This is a genomic window from Ruegeria sp. C6, assembly GCF_056537625.1.
Map to the genome: position 1 here is coordinate 847778 of NZ_JBQFRW010000001.1, position 19655 is coordinate 867432.

The 19655-nt window shown below is 58.1% G+C and carries 17 protein-coding genes; 12 read left to right on the plus strand and 5 right to left on the minus strand.

Annotation, left to right across the window (positions count from 1 at the left end):
* Positions 1-6: 6 nt before the first annotated feature.
* The 7 genes from dusB (at position 7) to ACR0MJ_RS04245 (ending at position 9051) form a co-directional block, all read left to right on the plus strand.
* A complete protein-coding gene (gene dusB, locus ACR0MJ_RS04215; protein WP_480590185.1) occupies positions 7-990 on the plus strand; it encodes a tRNA dihydrouridine synthase DusB in 984 nt (327 codons plus the stop codon).
* On the plus strand, positions 987-2066 hold the full coding sequence (locus ACR0MJ_RS04220; protein WP_170396849.1) for a two-component system sensor histidine kinase NtrB: 1080 nt from the start codon (positions 987-989) through the stop codon (positions 2064-2066). The genes dusB and ACR0MJ_RS04220 overlap by 4 nt, the downstream gene beginning before the upstream one ends.
* Positions 2066-3433: a sigma-54-dependent transcriptional regulator gene (locus ACR0MJ_RS04225; RefSeq protein WP_170396851.1), complete on the plus strand. Its 1368-nt coding sequence runs from the start codon at positions 2066-2068 to the stop codon at positions 3431-3433. Before ACR0MJ_RS04220 ends, ACR0MJ_RS04225 begins: the two co-directional genes overlap by 1 nt.
* Positions 3434-3595: 162 nt before the next feature.
* Positions 3596-5821: a sensor histidine kinase NtrY-like gene (locus ACR0MJ_RS04230; RefSeq protein WP_480453723.1), complete on the plus strand. Its 2226-nt coding sequence runs from the start codon at positions 3596-3598 to the stop codon at positions 5819-5821.
* A complete protein-coding gene (gene ntrX / locus ACR0MJ_RS04235) occupies positions 5818-7227 on the plus strand; it encodes a nitrogen assimilation response regulator NtrX (RefSeq protein WP_170396856.1) in 1410 nt (469 codons plus the stop codon). The genes ACR0MJ_RS04230 and ntrX overlap by 4 nt, the downstream gene beginning before the upstream one ends.
* Complete coding sequence (locus ACR0MJ_RS04240) at positions 7224-7814, plus strand: helix-turn-helix transcriptional regulator (RefSeq protein ID WP_480736069.1); 591 nt, start codon at positions 7224-7226, stop codon at positions 7812-7814. Before ntrX ends, ACR0MJ_RS04240 begins: the two co-directional genes overlap by 4 nt.
* Positions 7815-7857: 43 nt before the next feature.
* Entirely contained in the window at positions 7858-9051 is a 1194-nt protein-coding gene (locus tag ACR0MJ_RS04245; protein WP_480759401.1) for an MFS transporter, read from the plus strand.
* On the opposite strand, the gene ACR0MJ_RS04250 is transcribed toward ACR0MJ_RS04245, so the two are convergent.
* Positions 9016-9495: a hypothetical protein gene (locus ACR0MJ_RS04250; RefSeq protein WP_480759404.1), complete on the minus strand. Its 480-nt coding sequence runs from the start codon at positions 9493-9495 to the stop codon at positions 9016-9018. The two genes, ACR0MJ_RS04245 and ACR0MJ_RS04250, sit on opposite strands and share 36 nt — an antisense overlap.
* 96 nt (positions 9496-9591) lie before the next feature.
* Here ACR0MJ_RS04250 and trkA point away from each other — a divergent pair, with 96 nt between their 5' ends.
* The 4 genes from trkA to hflX all read left to right on the plus strand — a co-directional run bounded on the left by trkA (position 9592) and on the right by hflX (position 14151).
* On the plus strand, positions 9592-10968 hold the full coding sequence (gene trkA, locus ACR0MJ_RS04255; protein ID WP_170396865.1) for a Trk system potassium transporter TrkA: 1377 nt from the start codon (positions 9592-9594) through the stop codon (positions 10966-10968).
* Positions 10968-12509 (plus strand): TrkH family potassium uptake protein, encoded by a 1542-nt coding sequence (locus ACR0MJ_RS04260; protein ID WP_170396867.1) that lies wholly within the window; start codon positions 10968-10970, stop codon positions 12507-12509. Before trkA ends, ACR0MJ_RS04260 begins: the two co-directional genes overlap by 1 nt.
* A 131-nt stretch (positions 12510-12640) precedes the next feature.
* Positions 12641-12880 carry an RNA chaperone Hfq gene (hfq, locus tag ACR0MJ_RS04265; protein ID WP_005982826.1) on the plus strand — a complete coding sequence of 80 codons (240 nt, stop codon included), beginning with the start codon at positions 12641-12643 and terminating at the stop codon, positions 12878-12880.
* Positions 12880-14151, plus strand: a complete 1272-nt coding sequence (gene hflX, locus ACR0MJ_RS04270; protein WP_480759406.1) for a GTPase HflX — start codon at positions 12880-12882, stop codon at positions 14149-14151. Before hfq ends, hflX begins: the two co-directional genes overlap by 1 nt.
* Here hflX and ACR0MJ_RS04275 read toward each other — a convergent pair.
* The 4 genes from ACR0MJ_RS04275 to hemB form a co-directional block, all read right to left on the minus strand.
* A complete protein-coding gene (locus ACR0MJ_RS04275; protein WP_170421920.1) occupies positions 14148-14543 on the minus strand; it encodes a nuclear transport factor 2 family protein in 396 nt (131 codons plus the stop codon). The two genes, hflX and ACR0MJ_RS04275, sit on opposite strands and share 4 nt — an antisense overlap.
* A 103-nt stretch (positions 14544-14646) precedes the next feature.
* Positions 14647-17109, minus strand: a complete 2463-nt coding sequence (locus ACR0MJ_RS04280; RefSeq protein ID WP_170567136.1) for a penicillin acylase family protein — start codon at positions 17107-17109, stop codon at positions 14647-14649.
* A gap of 165 nt (positions 17110-17274) precedes the next feature.
* Positions 17275-17847, minus strand: coding sequence for a lipid-binding SYLF domain-containing protein (locus ACR0MJ_RS04285; protein WP_170396874.1), 573 nt, complete (start codon positions 17845-17847; stop codon positions 17275-17277).
* A 143-nt stretch (positions 17848-17990) separates the two neighbouring features.
* Positions 17991-18989 (minus strand): porphobilinogen synthase, encoded by a 999-nt coding sequence (hemB, locus tag ACR0MJ_RS04290; protein WP_480759410.1) that lies wholly within the window; start codon positions 18987-18989, stop codon positions 17991-17993.
* Positions 18990-19109: 120 nt separating this feature from the next.
* Between hemB and ACR0MJ_RS04295 the strand changes: the two genes are divergently transcribed.
* Positions 19110-19634, plus strand: coding sequence for a component of SufBCD complex (locus tag ACR0MJ_RS04295; protein ID WP_170406087.1), 525 nt, complete (start codon positions 19110-19112; stop codon positions 19632-19634).
* Positions 19635-19655: the final 21 nt, after the last annotated feature.

Genomic DNA, 19655 nt, shown 5'->3' on the forward strand with positions numbered 1-19655 from the left:
AGCACATTGGCCCTGCGTCTTGCTGAAAAGGATCTGACCCCTCCGGTGCTGTTGGCGCCAATGGCCGGAATCACCGACCGGCCTTTTAGGGACCTTGTGATGCGCTTCGGCGCGGGGATGGTTGTCAGCGAAATGGTCGCCAGCCAAGAGATGGTGCAGGCCAAACCAGGCGTACGTGAACGGGCCGAGCTTTCGGCGGATGTGGAAAACACCGCTGTGCAACTGGCCGGACGCGAGGCGCATTGGATGGCCGAGGCCGCCCGGCAAGTCGCTGACCGGGGCGCGCGCGTGATCGATATCAATATGGGTTGCCCAGCCAAGAAGGTAACCAACGGCTATTCCGGTTCGGCTTTGTTGAAAACTCCGGACCATGCACTGACGCTGATCGAGGCCGTTGTGGGTGCAGTTGATTTGCCTGTTACGCTGAAAACGCGGCTAGGCTGGGATGACAATCTGCTGAACGCGCCGGATGTGGCGCGGCGTGCGCAGGACGCAGGCATCCGGATGGTGACCATCCATGGGCGTACGCGCTGTCAATTCTATAAAGGCCGGGCAGATTGGCGGGCGATCCGGGCGGTGAAAGAAGCCGTCTCGATCCCTGTCATCGCAAACGGTGACATCGTCGATACCGAGGCCGCGCAAATCGCGCTGAATCAGTCCGGGGCCGATGGCGTCATGATAGGTCGGGGGGCGCAGGGCAAGCCCTGGCTGCTGGCGCAGATTTGCCATGATCTCTATGGCGCTGCTTCTCCAACCATTCCCACGGGCACTGAACTGATCGAGATGGTGCGTGGCCACTATCTGGCGATGCTGGAGTTTTACGGTACCGATCTGGGCCTGCGCGTCGCACGCAAACATCTCGGTTGGTACATGGATGAGGCTGGAACACCCGCCACCTTGCGGCGGGCTGTCCTGACATCCCGCGACACCAATGATGTGTTATGGCTTTTGGCAGATGCGCTTAGTGGCACGGCGGAGGCAGCAGCATGACCTCTGACCAGAGCATCTGGACCTCGCTTCCGGTTCCGGCGTTCATTATCGATGCCGAAGATCGGATATCGGACGTCAACTCCTCGGGTGAGGGGTTTCTGAACGCCTCCCGCAAGGCAGTGATTGGACACCCGGTCTGGGATCAACTCGCGGTTGACGCGCCGTTGGAAGAGGCGTTTTTGCGCGCGCGTCAACAAGGTACACCGCTGTTCGTGAACGATGTGGACGTTGGGTCGGGCAATCGCGCGCCGCTGCAATGTGCGCTGCAAATCGCGCCGCTGATGGGGCATCCCGGTTCAATGATCATGATCATCTCGCCGCGCGAACTGGCCGGTCGGATGACCCGTGGCAACACTGTGAAATCGGCAGCGCAGTCTGCGATTGGTATGGCAGAGATGCTTGCGCATGAGATCAAGAACCCTTTGGCAGGGATCACCGGTGCGGCGCAATTGCTCAGCATGAATATTTCGCAGCAAGATCTTGAGCTCACTGACCTTATCGTTGAGGAAAGCCGCCGCATTGTGAAGTTGTTGGAGCAAGTAGAACAGTTCGGCAACCTGTCTCAACCCGATTTCAAACCGGTCAATATCCACGATGTACTGGATCGCGCGCGCCGGTCAGCGCTGTTGGGTTTTGGCGCGCATATGACGATTATCGAGGATTACGACCCCTCGCTGCCCTTGGCCTACGGGGACCCGGATCAGTTCCTGCAGGTGGTTCTGAACTTGCTCAAAAACGCTTCGGAAGCTGCTGATGGCAACGGTACAATCCGGCTGCGTACCTATTTTGAGCATTCATTCCGACTTCGGCGCAGTGACGGTTCGGGTCATTCGCTGCCTCTGCAGATCGAGATTATTGATGATGGGCCGGGCCTGCCGGAAAATATTCGCAGTGATATTTTCGACCCCTTCGTGTCGGGCAAGGAGAACGGCACCGGGCTTGGGCTGGCGCTGGTCAGCAAGATCGTTTCCGACCACGACGGCTGGATTTCGGCTGAATCTGTGCCCGGTCGCACTAGTTTTCGACTGTCCCTGCGGCGTGCACCGAACGACGCGTATGAAAAGGAGAGCATCTGATGGATGGCACAGTTCTGGTTGCCGATGACGACCGCACGATCCGCACGGTTCTTACACAGGCCCTGACGCGGGCGGGGTGCAAGGTTCACGCGACATCTTCGCTGACCACGCTGATGCGCTGGGTAGCCGAAGGCAAGGGCGACGTTGTGATCTCGGATGTGGTAATGCCGGATGGAAACGGGTTGGAGATGCTGCCAAAGATCGCGCAGGACCGTCCCGGTTTGCCGGTCATCGTGATCTCGGCCCAGAACACCATCATGACAGCCATTCAGGCGGCTGAGGCCGAAGCTTACGATTATCTGCCAAAGCCTTTCGATTTGCCCGATCTGATGAAGCGCACCGCGAGGGCGCTGGATCAAAAGCAGCGGGTACAGGCAGAGCCGGTGATGGCCAGCGAAGACCGCCCTGATGAACTGCCGCTGGTTGGGCGCACCCCCGTGATGCAGGCGCTTTATCGTCTGGTCGCCCGGGTGATGAACACGGATCTGTCTGTGATGATTTCTGGTGAAAGTGGGACGGGTAAATCTCTGATAGCACGCGCTATTCACGATTTCTCTGACCGAAGGACACTGCCCTTTGTCACCGTGACAGCTGCCGATCTGAGCGATTTGGAAGGCCCGGCACGGGTTATGGCGCGCGTACGTGGTGGTACGCTGCTGATCGATGAAATTGCCGATATTGATGATGAGATTCAGGCCCGTATCGTGCGCATGATGGACACGCCGGGCGATCACGTGCCGCGTTTCATGGCCACAAGTCAATCAGATCTGACCGACGCAATGGAAAGTGGTCGCGTACGACAAGATCTCTATTACCGTCTCTGCGGTGCGACGATCCACGTGCCTGCGTTGCGCGAGCGGGTTGATGATATCACCTTGCTAACCGATCACTTTCTGGCGCGGGAGGAGCGGGAAAGTGGCGCGCAGCGTCGCCTCAGCCCCGAAGCGGTTGAGTTGGTGCGCCGGTATTCCTGGCCCGGCAATGTCCGACAGCTTGAAAATGCGATCCGGCGTCTTGGTCTAACCAGCCGTTCTGATGAAATCTCGCGCACCGAAGTTGAGATGGTGCTGGGTAGCCAGCCCGAGGCCGAACCAGTTCTGGGTGATGGCGAGCGTGAGAAGCTGTCATCTTCGGTTGGTCGTCACCTGCGCCGGTATTTTGATCTGCACGGAAACATCCTGCCGCCTCCCGGCCTCTATCAACGTATTCTACGCGAGGTCGAGGCACCGTTGATCGAAATCGCGCTGGATGCGACCGGTGGAAATCAGGCAAAATGTGCTGATCTCCTGGGGATTAACCGGAATACGCTGCGGAAAAAGATTACTGACCTCGATATTCAGGTGACACGCCGTCGCAAACTGATGTAATATCGCCACACAAACAGTGGCATTCGGGTTCGACCCCGGGAACGACCACGATATATGGCGGTAAGCCGCGCAAGCGGCACATCAGAATGAGGGCAGACGGTGGCAACCCGTGCACAGAACGGGCCGATCCTATCGATCAACCGGTGGCGCAAGTCCCGGAGGATGCGCAATTTCAGTACCTTGGGACTGGTTATGCTGGGCCCGGTTCTGGCGCTTGCAACCTATCTCGTCATTGGCCCTTTTGATCTTGGCGCTGCGGCACCGACACTGCGGCTGATTTTGTTGGCTGATCTGGTCTACGTGCTGGTCGTAGCTGCGCTGGTGTTGGGCCAATTGTTCAGTCTGATCGCCGCGCGTCGCGCAAAATCTGCGGGCTCCCGTCTTCACCTGCGCCTGATCGGCGCTTTCACGCTGTTGGCTTTGGTGCCGACGGTCACCGTGGCGATTTTCGCCGGGCTGACGGTGAATATCGGCCTTGAAGGTTGGTTCTCGGACCGTGTGCGGCAGGTGGTTGGGTCGTCACTAACTGCAGCCGAAGCTTACGAACAGGAACACCGCGAGGGCCTGACGCAGGATGCGGTTGTTCTGGCGCGTTTCCTCGATAACGCGCGATCGTTGGATTATTTTGTCTCAGACGCCGAATTGCGAGAGGTTCTGGCCCAGGGTCAGGCCCAGATACAACGCGGTTTGCGCGAGGCCTATGTGATCGATGGCAGCGCCGAAATCCGGTCGCGCGGTGATCGGTCCTACCTGTTCGACTACGAGGCACCAACTCCCGAAGAGATGATCGAGGCCAATGATCAGGGCGTGGCCATCATTGCCGATTGGGAGAACAGCGAATTCCGCGCGCTTGTTCCTTTGCATGCCTATCTTGACCGGTATCTTTATGTCAGTCGCGAGGTTGATGGGCAGCTTCTGACCCTGCTTGATGAAACCAAAGAGACAGCACAGTTCTACAGCCAATTGGAAAGTGAGCGGGGCAGGGTCCTGTTCGAATTCGGCCTTCTTTATCTCGGCTTTGCTGTGATCCTGATTCTGGCCGCGATGTCGCTGGGCATGTGGTTCGCCGAACGTCTTTCTCGCCCTGTTGGACGGCTGACAACGGCGGCGCAGCGCGTTGGTGCTGGTGATCTGAGTGTTCAGGTCATCGAAGAGGCCAGCGATGACGAAATCGCGATGCTGGGCCGCTACTTCAACCAGATGACTCGTCAGTTGAAGGGGCAGCGCGACACGCTGTTGGAAAACACTCGCCATATCGAACGTCGAAGGCGGCTATTTGATTCAGTTCTAAGCTCGGTGACATCCGGTGTCGTTGGCGTTGATTCAGAGGGCTGTGTGACCTTCGTAAACCGATCCGCGGAACGTCTTCTGGGCTGGTCTGGTGGAGAGCAGAACCTGGCAATCGGCATCGCTGTTCCCGAATTTTTGCCTTTGTTCGAAGCCCTTAAGGACAGCGGGCAAGAGGCGGTTCAGGGGGAGATCAAGGTAACCCGCAAAGGCCGGTTGGAGAACTTACTGGTACGCATGGCGACGCGGCGTGGCGAGGATGGAAGGCTGGAAGGCTACGTTGTGGCCTTTGATGACGTGACCGATCTGGTAAGCGCGCAGCGCATGGCGGCCTGGGGCGATGTGGCCCGTCGCATTGCGCATGAGATCAAGAATCCGCTGACACCGATCCAACTGAGCGCCGAGCGGATCAAGCGCAAATTCTCGCGCAAGCTGGACGAGGACGATTGCGATAGCCTGGAATCGATGACCGACGTGATCGTGAGGCAGACCAATGATCTGCGGCGGATTGTTGATGAGTTCTCGAAATTCGCACGCATGCCCGAACCGGAACGGCGCGAAGAGAATATCGTGACGCTAGTGCGTGAGGCGGTTCTGTTGCAGCAGGCGGGTCAGCCTGATGTTCAGATCGATGCGGATTTACCTGAACAGCCCATTTTGGCGGATGTGGATTCGACCATGTTGAGCCAAGCGTTGACGAACCTGATCAAGAACGCGGGCGAGGCTATTGAAACGCTGAAAGAAAAAGGCGCACCGGACAATCTGAAACCTCAGATCAAAGTCGTAGTCTCCACTGACGATGCAGGAACGCAGATCACCATAGCGGACAATGGCATCGGTCTGCCCGAGGACAGGGCACGGCTGTTCGAACCTTATGTGACTACGCGTGACGAAGGCACAGGCCTTGGCCTGCCCATCGTAAAGAAGATCATCGAAGAACATGGCGGAGCGCTGACATTGGAAGACGCGCCCACATTCGACGGACAGGACCATTTCGGCGCAATGGCTGTCATTCGTCTACCCGGGGCCTCAGGCGGCCCGACAAATGCGCCGGAAAAACAGGCGATTAAAACAAACAAACTGAAAGCAGGCCAAAGATGAGCGACATTCTGATCGTAGATGACGAACGCGATATTCGCGAATTGGTGTCCGACATTCTGGAGGACGAAGGCTATTCCACCCGGCTGGCAGCAAACTCGGACGAGTGCATGTCGTCGATCAATGCTGAACCTCCGGGATTGTTAATCCTGGATATCTGGCTGAAAGACAGCCGTATGGACGGGATCGATATCCTGAAAGCGGTGAAACGGGACAACCCGGATGTGCCGGTGGTGATCATTTCGGGCCACGGTAATATCGAAATTGCGGTGGCCGCGATCAAACAGGGGGCATACGACTTTATCGAAAAGCCCTTTAATATTGACCAGTTGATGGTTGTGATCCGTCGCGCGATGGAAACCTCGCGCCTGCGTCGCGAGAATGCCTCGCTGAAGCGGCAGGAGGTCAGCTGTTCAGACATGATTGGCAATTCTGCGTCGTTCCGAGCGATGCAGGGGCAGTTGGACAAGGTAACAAAGTCGAATGGCCGGGTTATGCTCAGCGGGCCGGCTGGGTCGGGCAAGGAAATTGCCGCGCGCTATATCCATGCCCATTCCAACCGGGCGAATGCCCCATTTGTGACGGTCAATTGTGCGGGGATTGAACCTGAGAGGGTTGAAGAGGTTCTGTTCGGACGAGAATCGTCTGAGCGCGGAATCGAGTCAGGCCTGTTGGAAGAGGCGCATGGCGGCGTTGTCTACTTCGACGAAGTCGCTGACATGCCGCTGGGGACGCAGTCCAAGATTCTTCGCGTGTTGGTTGATCAGCAATTCCAGCGTGTCGGTGGCTCTGACAAGGTGCGGGTTGATCTGCGGGTCATCTCCTCGACCAACCGCGATCTGGAAGAAGAGATCGCCGCCGAACGGTTCCGCGAAGAACTGTATCACCGGCTGAATGTGGTGCCGATTGCGGTTCCCTCGCTGGAGGAACGGCGAGAGGACATCCCGGTTCTGGCGCAACATTTCATCGAGATGTGCAACGATACACAGGGTCTGCCGATGCGCGAGCTGTCGGATGAGGCTATTGCTTTGCTACAAACGATGACATGGCCGGGCAATGTGCGTCAGCTGAAGAACCTGATCGAGCGGGTGCTGATCCTAGGCGACAGCACTGGCCCGATCGAGGCCCGCGAGTTGCCCAACGAAGAAGAGAAATCCGACGAGTCCGGGCGCGTGGTACTGTCTGGCGCACTGGCGACGCTGCCGCTGCGTGAGGCGCGCGAAGCGTTCGAGCGTGAATATTTGCTGACCCAGATCAATCGGTTTGGTGGCAACATAAGCCGCACGGCCAGTTTTGTCGGCATGGAGCGCAGCGCCTTGCACCGCAAGCTCAAGTCGCTGGGCGTCGTGACCTCGAACAAATCCGGTGCGCGGGTGGCTCAAATTGACGAGCCCGAACCAGCCGAGTGATTGCTGCGCCGAATAAAAAGACCGCAGCCGTTTCCATCGGTTTTCCCGCCTTTGGTAAACGGTTGAAGCGGTTGCGGCGGTCGGTTGGACTTAAGCAATCCGCCCTCGCAGATCTGATTGAAGTCGACCAAACCACGATTTCCCGGTGGGAAAACGGGGGTCAAACGCCATCGCCGCATATTCAACAGTCCGTTTTTGCGGCGTTGGGGCCGGTTCGGGTGCAGGATTCTGCGCTGAAACGTCTGGTCGTTCATTCGGCAGAGTGCTTGCACCTTGTCGAAGAGGCCAGCCATACCTGCCTTGCTTATTCGGGCAGCCGGGCGCGGGATTGGAAGACCTCACAGCGCGCCTTGCTGGGCGTTTCGCTTTGGCAATTTGCAACGGATGAGATCAGGCAAGCCGAAGCAGAACTGCAGAAAGATGGCTGGTGGGATTTGCATTCGCCTTCACCCAAAGCGTTTCTGACTTCCGAGGCTGTGCACGATCAAATCAGGATCAGCGCCGGGCAAATCGTGTGGGAGCGGTTGTATCTGGGTGATGGTACTCCGGTCCGTCTGGTCAGCGGGCGGCGCGAAGTCACCGCATAATTTATGCGTTCCGCTGACAGGTTAGGCGCGATAGACCGGCTGCATGAGTGACTCTTTTCGCACATTTTTGCAGGTCATGCTGATCTGGTTTGCTGGCCTCGGTGCGGCAACCCAATTTGCAAAGATTGCCGTACCATTTTCTGATGTGGGGCTGTTGTACCCGGACAATGCTGCCGTGATCGGCTGGTTGCTGTCCATTATCAGTCTAATGGGGGCTGCCTTGGGCGCGATATCCGGAGCGATCACAGCGCGTATTGGGCCAAATCGTCTATTGCTATTAGGGCTTGTGCTCGGCGGCGCGTTATCTTTGCTGCAAGCAAGCTTGCCGGTTTTTCAACTGATGCTGCTCAGCCGGGTGATCGAGGGGCTGTCCCATCTTGCGATTGTGGTGGCGGCACCGACGCTGATTGCTCAGATCACATCCGGTCGGGCGAGGTATAATTCCATGGTGCTGTGGAGTACATTCTTTGGCGTTGCATTCGCATTAAACGCTTGGGTTGGGCTGCCCATCGTCGATCGTTTGGGACTGCCCACATACTTTGCCATGCACGGGGGTCTGATGCTGCTGATCGCCGCGCTGATCGCGCTTAGCAATCTGAAAACCGACATGGGCCAGACGGAGAGTACCGGGTGGGGACTCTTCGCCTTCCTTGATGTGCATATCAGGACCTACCGCTCACCCTTTATTTCGGCCCCGGCAATTGGCTGGTTCTTTTACACGCTGACATTTGTTTCTCTGTTAGCGATCCTGCCGGGTCGTTTACCCGAAGGGCAGGGTGCATCGATTGCAGCACTTATGCCCCTGGCAGGGATTGTACTGTCATGGCTGCTGGTGCCCTTGCTGTTGACCGTCCTGTCCTGCGTCAGCGTCGTCAATCTGGGCTTTGTGCTGGGGATCGCGACGATCATCGCATTGTTTCTGGGGGCGCCCCTTACGTTCGGATGTATCGCCTTGTTTGCCGTGCTCGGGCTTGTACAGGGCGGCAGCTTCGCCGCAGTGCCAGAGCTAAACGGTACCACCGAAGCCCAAGCTCTGAGTTATGGTGCGATGGCGCAGATGGGCAATGCCGGAAACCTGCTTGGAACCCCGGTATTGCTGGCGGTATTGCTGGGCGTCGATGAGGCTGGCATGTTTGTAGCCGTCGCCGCGTTCTATAGCATCGCGATCATAGCGCATCTGCTGCTGGCGCGGCGTCGCAAATCAGCCGGCTTGTCCCGGAGTGATGATCTGAAATGACCCGTCGTCAAATTTCACGAAACAGGACGCGCTGTTCAGCGGCGGGAGCGTCGTGGTGCGCGTGGGCGTGACCCGCGATTTGACACCCTGTTTGCAAGGCGGAAGGCTGACCGGGCGATAGCCCTTTTGGGCCATGCACTGCGCCTCGACCTTGTTTCTCAGCCTCTGGTTCACGTCGACGGTATAGACCCGCCCGGGCTCCCACCATCCGGGGTTGCGATAGCAGCGTCCTCGGCCATCGCAATAGGTGCGCCCGGGCCAATAGACTGGCGGGCTCTGCCGGACCTGATTGGCGACAGGGGCGTCCTTGAGGGCCTGCACCTGGCAGTTCGTGGTCTCGGTCTGCATCCGCGAGACGCTCTCACCTTCGCGATAATACAAAGAAAGCGGACCACAGGCGGACAGCGTCAGCAGGCAAATCAGGGCAGGCAGAATGGTTTTCATATGCTTACTTTGGCGCAGCTTAGGAGGCATGACAATTCAATTGACCGCTTTGGGGGCATCTGTCATTCAAAGATTTCAGGCAGAAAGGCCAAGAGCATGAAGGTCATCATATGCGGTGCCGGTCAAGTCGGCTGGCAGATTGCGCGTCACCTTTCGGGCGAACTGAACGATGTGACGGTGGTCGACAACAATCCCGATCTGGTACGTCGCGCGACCGAGACGCTGGACGTGCAGGGGATCGCCGGTTTCGCCAGTTATCCGGATGTGCTGGATCGGGCAGGGGCGCGGGATGCCGATATGATCATCGCCGCGACACATTCGGATGAGGTGAATATGGTCACCTGCCAGATGGCGCATTCGGTTTTTTCGATCCAGCGCAAGATCGCGCGTTTGCGGTCGAAATCCTATCTTGAAGCAATCCATTCCGATCTCTACCGCCGCGATCATCTGCCCATTGATGTAGTGATCAGCCCGGAACGCGAAGTTGCCGCCGCAGCGATGCGCCGTCTTTCGGCACCTTCTGCTTTCGATACCGAGATATTCATGGATGGAAAGGCGCAGCTGCTGGGCATTCGGGTCGAGGAGGACTGCCCCATCGTCAACACACCGCTGCGACAATTGACCGACCTGTTTTCCACGCTCAGCTCGATTGTGGTTGGTGTGCGCCGCGAAGGGACGCTGTTTGCACCGGAATCCGAGGATCAGCTGTTTGTAGGCGACGAATGCTACGTCTTCACCAGCGTCAAGGACGTTGAACGTACGATGGAGGTGTTCGGCAAGGCTCAGCGTAAGCAAGATCGTGTGGTGATCGTCGGTGGCGGTAATGTCGGATTGGAAGTGGCCCGCACACTGGAAGAGCGCGAAAGCCGGGTGCGTGCCAAGATTATCGAGCGTGACCGCAAATGCGCCGAAATCGCTGCCGAGGCATTGGAGCGGACGATTGTTCTGAACGGCGACGGTCTAGATTCATCTTTGCTGAGCGAAGCAGGGATTGAGCGCGCCGACGCGATGTTGGCGGTCACGGATGACGATCGCACCAACATGCTGGCCGCGGTACGCGCCAAGGGAGAGGGTTGTCCACTGGCCATCGCGCTGATCAACGACCCCAGCATGGTCGCTTTGATGGGACCGCTGGGGATTGACGCATATATCAACCCGCGCGCCACCACTGTCAGTTCGATCCTGCGTCACATTCGGCACGGGCGCGTGCGTCAGGTGTATTCCATTGGAGATGCCGAGGCCGAGGTAATCGAGGCCGAAGTGCTATCAACTTCGCCCATGGCTGGACAAAAACTGCGCGACATCGATTTCCCAGAAGGCGTTCTGGTCGGCGCAGTACGCAAAGGTGACGAGGTTCTGCGCCCGACCGGCAGCCTGCGCATCGACGAGAAAGACGTGGTGGCGATCTTTGCAATGGCCAAAGACGTGCCCGAGGTTGAGCGTCTGATGCAGGTTTCAATCGATTTCTTCTGATGTTGCAAGCACGCGGACAGCAACGGATCGGAGTATTGCGGCGATTGCCGCTGCTGCTGATGATCTGGGGTATCGTGTCGCTGGCAATGTGGATACCCGCAGTTTATGCGCTGGCGCTGGATGATCACGCCACCTCACGGTCATTCTTCTATTCCGGATTGCTGGGTGTTTTTGCGGTGTCGATCATAGCTCTGGCCATGTCGAACCGACGACCACGGCGGGGAACGCTTGGCCAATTGGCGGTTCTGCTGGCCGCCTTTACCGTACTGCCGATATTTCTTGCTATTCCGTTTCATGATGCGCTGGGGACAACCAGCTTCCTGAACGCCTATTTCGATATGGTCAGCGCGCTGACCACAACCGGCGCTGATCTGTTCCCCGATCCCGCACGCCTTTCGGCGCCGTTGCACTTATGGCGCGCGTTGGTCGGTTGGATGGGCGGATTGCTGATGTGGATCTCGGCGGCCGCGATTCTGGCACCCTTGTCGTTGGGCGGTTTCGAAGTCACAGCCCGGGGGCAACCAGGGCGTCCCGTCTCGGGCGTGGCACAGAGCGAGAAGTCCGATCCACGCGGCCATCTGATCCGCGTGTCGCGCACATTGGCACCCGTCTATGCGGGTTTGACAGCTGTGATCTGGATCCTGCTGTTGATCGCAGGTGAGCAAGGGCTTACTGCCGTGAGCCACGCGATGTCAGTGATTGCGACTTCCGGCATATCACCCGTCGGTGGATTGGAAGGATCGACCGCAGGAATCACTGGCGAGGCGATCCTGTTCCTGTTCCTGTTCTTTGCCCTGTCGCGGCTGACCTTTTCGACCGATACAGCGACCTCAGGGTATTCGCGGCTGGACAAAGACCCAGAATTTCGGATTGGCATCTTCATCGTGCTGGCGGTCGCTGTGCTGCTGTTCATCCGGTTTTTGGCTGGAACGGCCGAACTGAACATTGCCGTCGAAGTGCGGCAAGCACTTGGCGTTTTTTGGGGGTTCATGTTTACGGCGATGTCGTTTCTGACCACGGCCGGATTTGAAAGCGCCAACTGGAACGACGCGCAGCAATTGTCGGGCTTGAGCACACCGGGCCTGATTCTGATGGGGCTAGCCCTGGTCGGAGGAGGCGTGGCGACGACTGCGGGTGGGGTAAAGCTGTTGCGGGTTTTTGCGCTCTATCTGAATGGCAAGCGCGAGATTGACCGACTGATCTATCCTTCTTCGGTCAGCGGAGAGGGTGGCGGCAACCGCCGCATTCAAAGCGACGGTGCCTTCATCGCCTGGATCTTCCTGATGATGTTCGCCCTGACGTTGGCCTTGTTCGATTTGTTGCTGGCCGTCATGGGCGTAGGTTTTGAACAGGCCATGTTGCTCAGCGTTGCCGCACTCAGCACCACGGGGCCGTTGATTGAATTGGCAACGGATGTGCCCATACGTCTGATTGATCTTTCCAGCGGGGCCAAGTTGACGGTCTGCGCGGCGATGGTGATCGGGCGGTTGGAAACTCTGGCGATCGTGGCACTGATTACGCCAACGCTGTGGCGCGATTGACCCTGCGTCAGGCACCTGGTGTTACTGCCTGATTTTTCATCTGGAATATCTGTGCGCGGCACTCCATACTCTGCCGGAGGGAGCGCGTTGGTCCGCAGCGCGTAGCAAGAACAATGGCGAGATAACAAAATATGGCTTCGGACAGACAGAATCTGCAGGACGCGTTCCTGAACAATGTACGGAAAGCAAAGGTCCCGGTCACAATATTCCTGATCAACGGTGTGAAATTGCAGGGTGTAATCACCTGGTTCGACAACTTCTGCGTGCTGCTGCGCCGCGACGGACAGTCGCAGTTGGTGTACAAGCATGCGATTTCGACCATCATGCCGTCACAGCCGATCAACCTTTATGAGGGCGAAGACGCCTCTTGATGGAACATGAGAGGGCGCGCACCCGGGCTTGGGTGCTGCATCCCGAAATCAAATCAGATGAACAGCGCCGTGTGCCCGAACCAGCGCTGGAAGAGGCGGTGGCACTAGCTGCCGCTTTGCCCGATCTGGATGTGGTCGGTTCCGAAATAGTGCGCCTACCGCGCGCGCAGGCTGGTTTTCTGTTCGGCAGCGGCAAGATCGAGGAACTGGCCGAACGCTTCCACGACAATGAGATCGAGCTGGTTCTGATCGACGGGCCAGTGACTCCGGTTCAGCAGCGCAATCTGGAAAAAGCGTGGAAGGTCAAAATCCTCGACCGGACCGGTTTGATTCTGGAAATATTCAGCGACCGTGCGCGTACCCGTGAAGGTGTGCTGCAAGTTGAGATGGCCGCGCTTAGCTATCAGCGTACGCGACTGGTTCGGGCCTGGACCCACCTGGAACGTCAGCGCGGTGGCCTTGGGTTTGTGGGTGGTCCCGGTGAAACTCAGATCGAGGCCGACCGGCGTGCCATTGATGAACAACTGGTCCGCCTGCGCCGCCAATTGCAAAAAGTGGTGAAGACCCGCACCTTACACCGCGCAGCGCGCGCGAAGGTTCCATACCCGATTGTTGCACTTGTTGGCTATACAAACGCCGGGAAATCCACGCTGTTCAACAGCCTAACCGGGGCCGAGGTGATGGCAAAAGACATGCTGTTCGCCACGTTGGACCCAACCATGCGACGGGTTGAGCTGCCGGATGGCCCCGAGGTGATCCTGTCCGATACCGTGGGTTTCATCTCGAACCTGCCCACGGAACTGGTTGCGGCCTTCCGCGCCACGCTGGAAGAGGTTCTGGGGGCTGATCTGGTCGTGCATGTCCGCGATATCAGCCACGAAGAAACCGAGGCACAGGCACGGGATGTTGAGGCGATCCTGAACTCTTTGGGTGTTGAGGACAGTCGCCCCCGGTTGGAGGTTTGGAACAAGATCGATCTGCTGAGCCCGGAAGACCGCGAAGCCGCGCTTGCCCGGGCCGAGCGTGATCCGGCGATCTTTGCCATATCGGCCGTAACGGGCGAGGGTGTTGATCCGCTGCTGTCTGAAATCGCCACGATCCTGCAGGGCACGCGGTATGAGACTATCCTGAAACTGGGCTTTGCCGATGGTGACAAACGCGCGTGGCTCTATCGTCAGGATGTGGTCAGGTCTGAAGATCAAACCGAAGAGGGGTTCGAGATCACGGTGCTCTGGACTGACAAGCAGGCGTCCCGCTTCGCGGCGTTCTAGGTACCGTCTATCTGGCGCTGGTAATCCTCTGCATCGAACCACCCAAGCGACGATAGCACCTTGTTGTCCTTTGAAAGCTCCCACTCTTCCCAGCCGCGTGTAACGACACGGTTGCCGGTCTCGACGTGATGGCCTTCGAGGGTCCAGACAAAAATGGCATGCCCTCCGGCCCAACGCATCATATCGCAACGCACCTCAAGATCGGGGAATTCTGCATAGAACCCGCGGGCCATTTCAGCGATTTCGGCATGGCCGCGCAGGGGCTCACCGCGATTAATGCTGATCTGACCTTCGGGGGCGAAAAAACTGGCGACCAAGTCGGGATCGCCCGAGCTCCAGGCGATCGCATAATCGCGTGCGAGATTGTTTAAGGTGTCTCGAAAGCTGCCCATGCATTTTCCCCCTTCGTGCAATGCGACGGCCAGACGAGTTTAGGCGATAACGAAGGGGTGCGCCACGCGAGGTTCAAAAAGGGGCGGGGATTTGCCGATCAGATCAGCGCGGGTTCAGGACGGTCACACCAACTGCCGCTGCTCGGGCAAGCCCGATATCCAGCGACATGGGGATGTATTCCCCGCGCCGCCATAGTTGGGCCTGATCGTCATAATAGCGAGATAGGAAATGGCCTGACTGGCCAGTTGCGGTGATGAAAACCGAACTATCGGGGTCCGCAAAATCGTAGACGCCACGATAACCTGCGCCATGCACATTCTGGAACGGGTCCGGTCCTTCGCCTGACGTGCGCCCGCGCAGCAGGGTGTTATCGCCACCGCTGGTGGATTGGCGGATGTTGACGAAAAACCGCAGCACCGGAACCTGGCCCAGCGCAGGGTGGTCCTGGGTGGCCTGATGCGCATCGCCCCAGCGTAAAGATTCGAGTGCGGGGCCATAGCGCTCGGAAATCCAAATGATCGCGTCATCCAGGGCCAGTCGTGCCATGTCGGTGCAATTTTCAACGGGAGCGCTCTGAACCACGTCGCACCAGACCGAGGCACCGTCGATATCGCGATACACCCGTTCGATAAACAGCGGCTCGACATGCTTGTATTCGGCAGCCAGCGGGCCAAGTTCGTCCGAGATCAGGCGGATTTGCAGCGCGCGCAACCATGCGGCGTAGATCAGGGGTTCCGGCAGATGCTCGTTCATCTCACCGTTCCAGTTGGCCAGCAGATCCAGCGCGATCTGACGCTGCCGTTCGGGCGTGCCTTCGGGTGCCGACTCACCGGTAAACCAGAGGTCGGCGCCGATCAGAGGAAGCAGTGATCGCGCTGTAAAGCTAACCGTGTCCAACTGCGCTTCGATAAAACTGTCACGCGTATGTACCTCGCGCGATTGCATCAGGCGTTCCCAGCGATTGACCCGCTGGGTGTCGCCCCACTCGTACGACACATGGCGCGGGAAGGGCCGGTCGATAATCTTGTTGTTGGTGTTACCCAGAACTCCGCCGACCGGGGCCACGAATTCAGGATTGTCTGAATAGGGCAGGCGGCCCTGCCAACGGTTCCGTTCCAGCCAGCCGGGGGTGGGAATGCGGCCTCGGCTTTGATTGTTCAGATCGCGCCGGGGCATTGCGCCGACCAGTTTCATGCCGATCGTGTCTTTATCGACAAGCGACAAGTTTTGCGAAGGGGCAATATAGTCCTCGGCCGCGTCGATGGCGTCTCGAACTGAATCGGCATTCATCAGCGCCAAAGAGGCGCTCATGGATGTATCGCGGGGGCTTAGCGCGCTCCACGACAGAGACGCGACATGGCCCGGTGGTGTGATGGTTTCCAGATCATAATGCGTGCCCGGCAGAACCGGGCCATTCTCGGTCCAGCGCAGGGTCAGGGTAATTGGGGCGGCGTCTTTGATCTCGATAATCGAAGGGCGGGTCTGAAAGCGTTTGTAGCCGTCTGGGGTAAGGTATTCTTCGGGATTGTCGGGGTTCAGTTGTTCGATGTGAACGTCCTGATCGTCCAGATAGGAGGAGGTAAGGCCCCAGCCCAAGCGCTCACTCCGTCCGGCTGAGATTGCCGGTACGCCTGGAATGGTTGCACCGATAACGCCGCCTTTGGCCAGTTCCAGCCGCGCCAGATACCAGATACCCGGGGCGGTGAGGCCCAGATGCGGATCGTTTGCCAGCAACGTGCCACCGCTGGCCGAGCGGGACGGCGCGGCGGTCCACGCATTTGACGCACCTGCCAGCCCGCGCTGCGGGAAAGGCGACAGCGGCGTGTCGGGCATCGGAGTGCCTTGGGCATAGCGTGGAAGGTCTGGAAACAGATCAGCATACTCGGGCAGCGCGGCAATACCGGGGCCGGGGACGTCGGGCAGAATGTCGGCCAGCCGTGCGGGATTATCCAGCATCAGCGATGTGCGTGCGCGCAACACTTCATCAGCAAGATGGCCGGAAAGCTGCAGGCTCATCAGCTTGATAATCGCTACGCTGTCGCCCGGCTGCCATGGGGGAACGGGGGCGTTGAACAGGAACATCTCGGGGGCGCCACGTCCAAGCGCCTGTTCGTTGATCTCGGTAAGCCGGGCGTTGATCCCTGCGGAATAAGCGCGAAGCGCGGCCTTGGTATAGTCGTCCTGAAACTCGACTGAGCGATGGGCGAGCCCGTAAAGATCGAAACGACGTAGCAATTTGTCGATGGCTACCGTGCGCTGGCCGAACACTTCGGACAAGCGGCCCTGTGCAGTCCGACGCAGAATGGTCATCTGCCACAGCCTGTCTTGTGCATGGGCATAGCCCAGACCAAAAAACACGTCCGGGTCGGACTGGCCCAGTATATGCGGCACATTTGCAGTGTCGCGAACGATCTCGACAGGGGCAGTTATACCTTCAACTTCAAGGGTTTGATTGTATTCAGGCAGGGATTGGCTGGCCAGAAAGTAGACCAACCCCACAGCAGCGATTGCCAGCAGGATCAGGCCTGTCGTAAGTCTCACCAGCCAGCGAAAAACCAGGCCCATTTGTCCCCCGAGAATTCTGTGCGGTCATTTGCGCCAAGGTTACTGGAACCTCCGCCCGACCGAAAGAGGAATGCCACTGGAATTTGTGGAAAACCGCGAAAACTCGGAGCCCCGCCACAAGATGTAGCGGGGCTCGTCAGAGGGGGGAGGGTGGTATCTTGGGTCTTAGGGGATGATGCGCGTATATTTGGTGCCTTCGACCGTCGCGCCGAACTTCAGACCCGCTTGTCCAAAGACTGCGGCCAGCACGGGTTTGCGCAACTGAGTGGTGTCGGTCGATAAGGATTCTCCGGTCGCGTCGACGACGTATCCGATATCTGCACCGGCCGTCCAACCGCTGGAGCGGCGGAAATCGTTCAATGCCTCTTCGGTCATAAAGAACAGAACATGCGCATATTGCTGTGCGCCGATCTGCAGACCCGCAGTACCGGAGATGGCGGAATAGTAGTCGACCGTCGCGCCCTGAATACGCAGTGCACCCTGACCATAGGCGCCACCAAAGATAAATCCGGCATCTGTAATCAGTGGCATGACCAACATTCCGTTGGCCTTGTTGGCAATCTCAACGGTGTTGGGATACTTGCTGTACATCTCGTTCAGTGTCGCGTCGACACGCGCGTCGAGTGTGACGGCGTTGGAGTTGCCAACGCCGTTGCCGCAAGCGGCGGTCAGCGTCAGTCCGGCCATGCCAAAAGCAAAACCGCGACGGCTAAGTCGGGGGGAGTTTGAACTGCTCATGTTTCTCTGTCTCTGTGTATGTGCCTGATATGTCGGGTGATCCCGATCTTGTCTGCAAGAATACGCCGATTGCACCGGCCTGTCACGGGAAAGCTGTGCTGCGCACGCAGCAAATCGGCGAAAAATTGCGACAATCTGAGGTGTTAGCCCTGCAGGATGCGCGCGGCTTCGGGTGCAAAATAGGTCAGGATGCCGTCACAGCCTGCGCGCTTGAAGGCCAGCAGGCTTTCCAGCATCACCTTTTCGCCGTCGATCCAACCGATTTGTGCAGCGGCTTGGATCATCGCGTATTCGCCAGACACCTGATAGGCATAGGTCGGCGCACCGAAGCTGTCTTTGACCCGTCGGCAGATATCCAAGTATGGCATCCCCGGTTTGATCATGACCATATCTGCACCCTCGGTCAGATCACGCTCGATCAGACGGAGGGCCTCGTCCGAGTTGGCAGGGTCCATCTGATAGGTCTTCTTGTCACCGGTCAGAGCGCCCGATGCCCCAACGGCGTCGCGGAAAGGGCCGTAGAAAGCGCTGGCATATTTGGCGGCATAACTCAGGATCATGACATTGTGGTGACCCGCCGACTCAAGTGCGCTGCGCATGGCGCCGATACGGCCATCCATCATGTCGGACGGGCCGATGATGTCAGCTCCGGCTTGGGCCTGCGCCAGCGTCATTTTCACCAGCGCCTCAACAGTCTGGTCATTCACAATCTCGCCATCGACCACATAGCCGTCATGGCCGTTGATGTTGTAGGGGTCCAGGGCCACATCCGTCATCACCGCGATTTCGGGCGCAGCGGTCTTGATCGCACGAATGGCGCGGTTGGACAGGTTGTCGGGGTTCCAGGCCTCGGCACAATCCTCGGTTTTCAGGCTCGGATCGGTGTATGGGAAAATACATATTGCAGGAATGCCAAGGGCTTGCGCTTCAACCGCGGCTTTGGCGATCAGGTCGACCGAGCGTCGCACGACCCCGGGCATCGACGGGACGGGTTCTTCGATATTTTCACCGTCGCGCACAAAAATAGGCCAGATAAAGTCATTCACGGTCAAGGTGTTCTCGCGCACCAGACCCCGGATCGCCTCGGATTGGCGGGCCCGGCGGAAACGGGTCCGGGGATATGGGGCGATAGTCGGTTTCATGGCGCACTCTCCTTGAACAATTGCGCATTGGGTGGCATGAATTCCCGGTGGTCTCAAGGGTAACAATGGACGCATCGCTGCGATGACGGTCCCTGCGGACGTTGAACAAAGGGCAGACGCTTGGACATTTACTCTTCGATTTTCGAACTCATCGATATGCGGAGCTTCTCAAATCTGTGGTATTGGATCGGCTTGGCCGCCCTTTGGTCATCTGCAAGCCATTGGACCATGGGAGTGCCCTATGATCTGGTGATGCGCGCCCGTCGTGTGGGTGGTCAAGCGGAACAGGACCTTTTGGATATCGCGCGGATCAACTCGAACAGAGTGTTGTACATCGTTGAAGCCTCGGGTCTGGTATTGATGGCAATTTGCTGTTTTGTTTTGACTGGCCTTGCGACGTTGGGTTTCTTCTACGACGTGGAATTCGCACAGGCCGTATTCCTCCTTCTGCTCCCGATGTGTTTTGTCATGATGATCAGTATTGCGGCAGCGCGTCGATTACAGACTCAAGAAGCGACCGTAGAAAATGTTTCCAAAACGCTGACGCGAAGTCGGACCTTTACTCAGATCATCGGTATGTTCTCGATCTTGATCACTGCGTTCTGGGGAATGTATCAGAACATTTCGATTGGTGTCCTGGGTTAGTAGTCCCTGAAAGGCAAGGTA

What these genes read in the sequence shown, in the direction of transcription:
- hfq (WP_005982826.1), top strand. Translation starts at nt 12,641, where the DNA reads ATGGCTTCGGACAGACAGAATCTGCAGGACGCGTTCCTGAACAATGTA.
- ACR0MJ_RS04275 (WP_170421920.1), bottom strand. Translation starts at nt 14,543, where the DNA reads ATGGGCAGCTTTCGAGACACCTTAAACAATCTCGCACGCGATTATGCG.
- ACR0MJ_RS04230 (WP_480453723.1), top strand. Translation starts at nt 3,596, where the DNA reads ATGCGCAATTTCAGTACCTTGGGACTGGTTATGCTGGGCCCGGTTCTG.
- trkA (WP_170396865.1), top strand. Translation starts at nt 9,592, where the DNA reads ATGAAGGTCATCATATGCGGTGCCGGTCAAGTCGGCTGGCAGATTGCG.
- ACR0MJ_RS04225 (WP_170396851.1), top strand. Translation starts at nt 2,066, where the DNA reads ATGGATGGCACAGTTCTGGTTGCCGATGACGACCGCACGATCCGCACG.
- hemB (WP_480759410.1), bottom strand. Translation starts at nt 18,989, where the DNA reads ATGAAACCGACTATCGCCCCATATCCCCGGACCCGTTTCCGCCGGGCC.
- ACR0MJ_RS04245 (WP_480759401.1), top strand. Translation starts at nt 7,858, where the DNA reads ATGAGTGACTCTTTTCGCACATTTTTGCAGGTCATGCTGATCTGGTTT.
- ACR0MJ_RS04250 (WP_480759404.1), bottom strand. Translation starts at nt 9,495, where the DNA reads ATGAAAACCATTCTGCCTGCCCTGATTTGCCTGCTGACGCTGTCCGCC.
- hflX (WP_480759406.1), top strand. Translation starts at nt 12,880, where the DNA reads ATGGAACATGAGAGGGCGCGCACCCGGGCTTGGGTGCTGCATCCCGAA.
- ACR0MJ_RS04285 (WP_170396874.1), bottom strand. Translation starts at nt 17,847, where the DNA reads ATGAGCAGTTCAAACTCCCCCCGACTTAGCCGTCGCGGTTTTGCTTTT.
- ntrX (WP_170396856.1), top strand. Translation starts at nt 5,818, where the DNA reads ATGAGCGACATTCTGATCGTAGATGACGAACGCGATATTCGCGAATTG.
- ACR0MJ_RS04220 (WP_170396849.1), top strand. Translation starts at nt 987, where the DNA reads ATGACCTCTGACCAGAGCATCTGGACCTCGCTTCCGGTTCCGGCGTTC.
- ACR0MJ_RS04280 (WP_170567136.1), bottom strand. Translation starts at nt 17,109, where the DNA reads ATGGGCCTGGTTTTTCGCTGGCTGGTGAGACTTACGACAGGCCTGATC.
- ACR0MJ_RS04260 (WP_170396867.1), top strand. Translation starts at nt 10,968, where the DNA reads ATGTTGCAAGCACGCGGACAGCAACGGATCGGAGTATTGCGGCGATTG.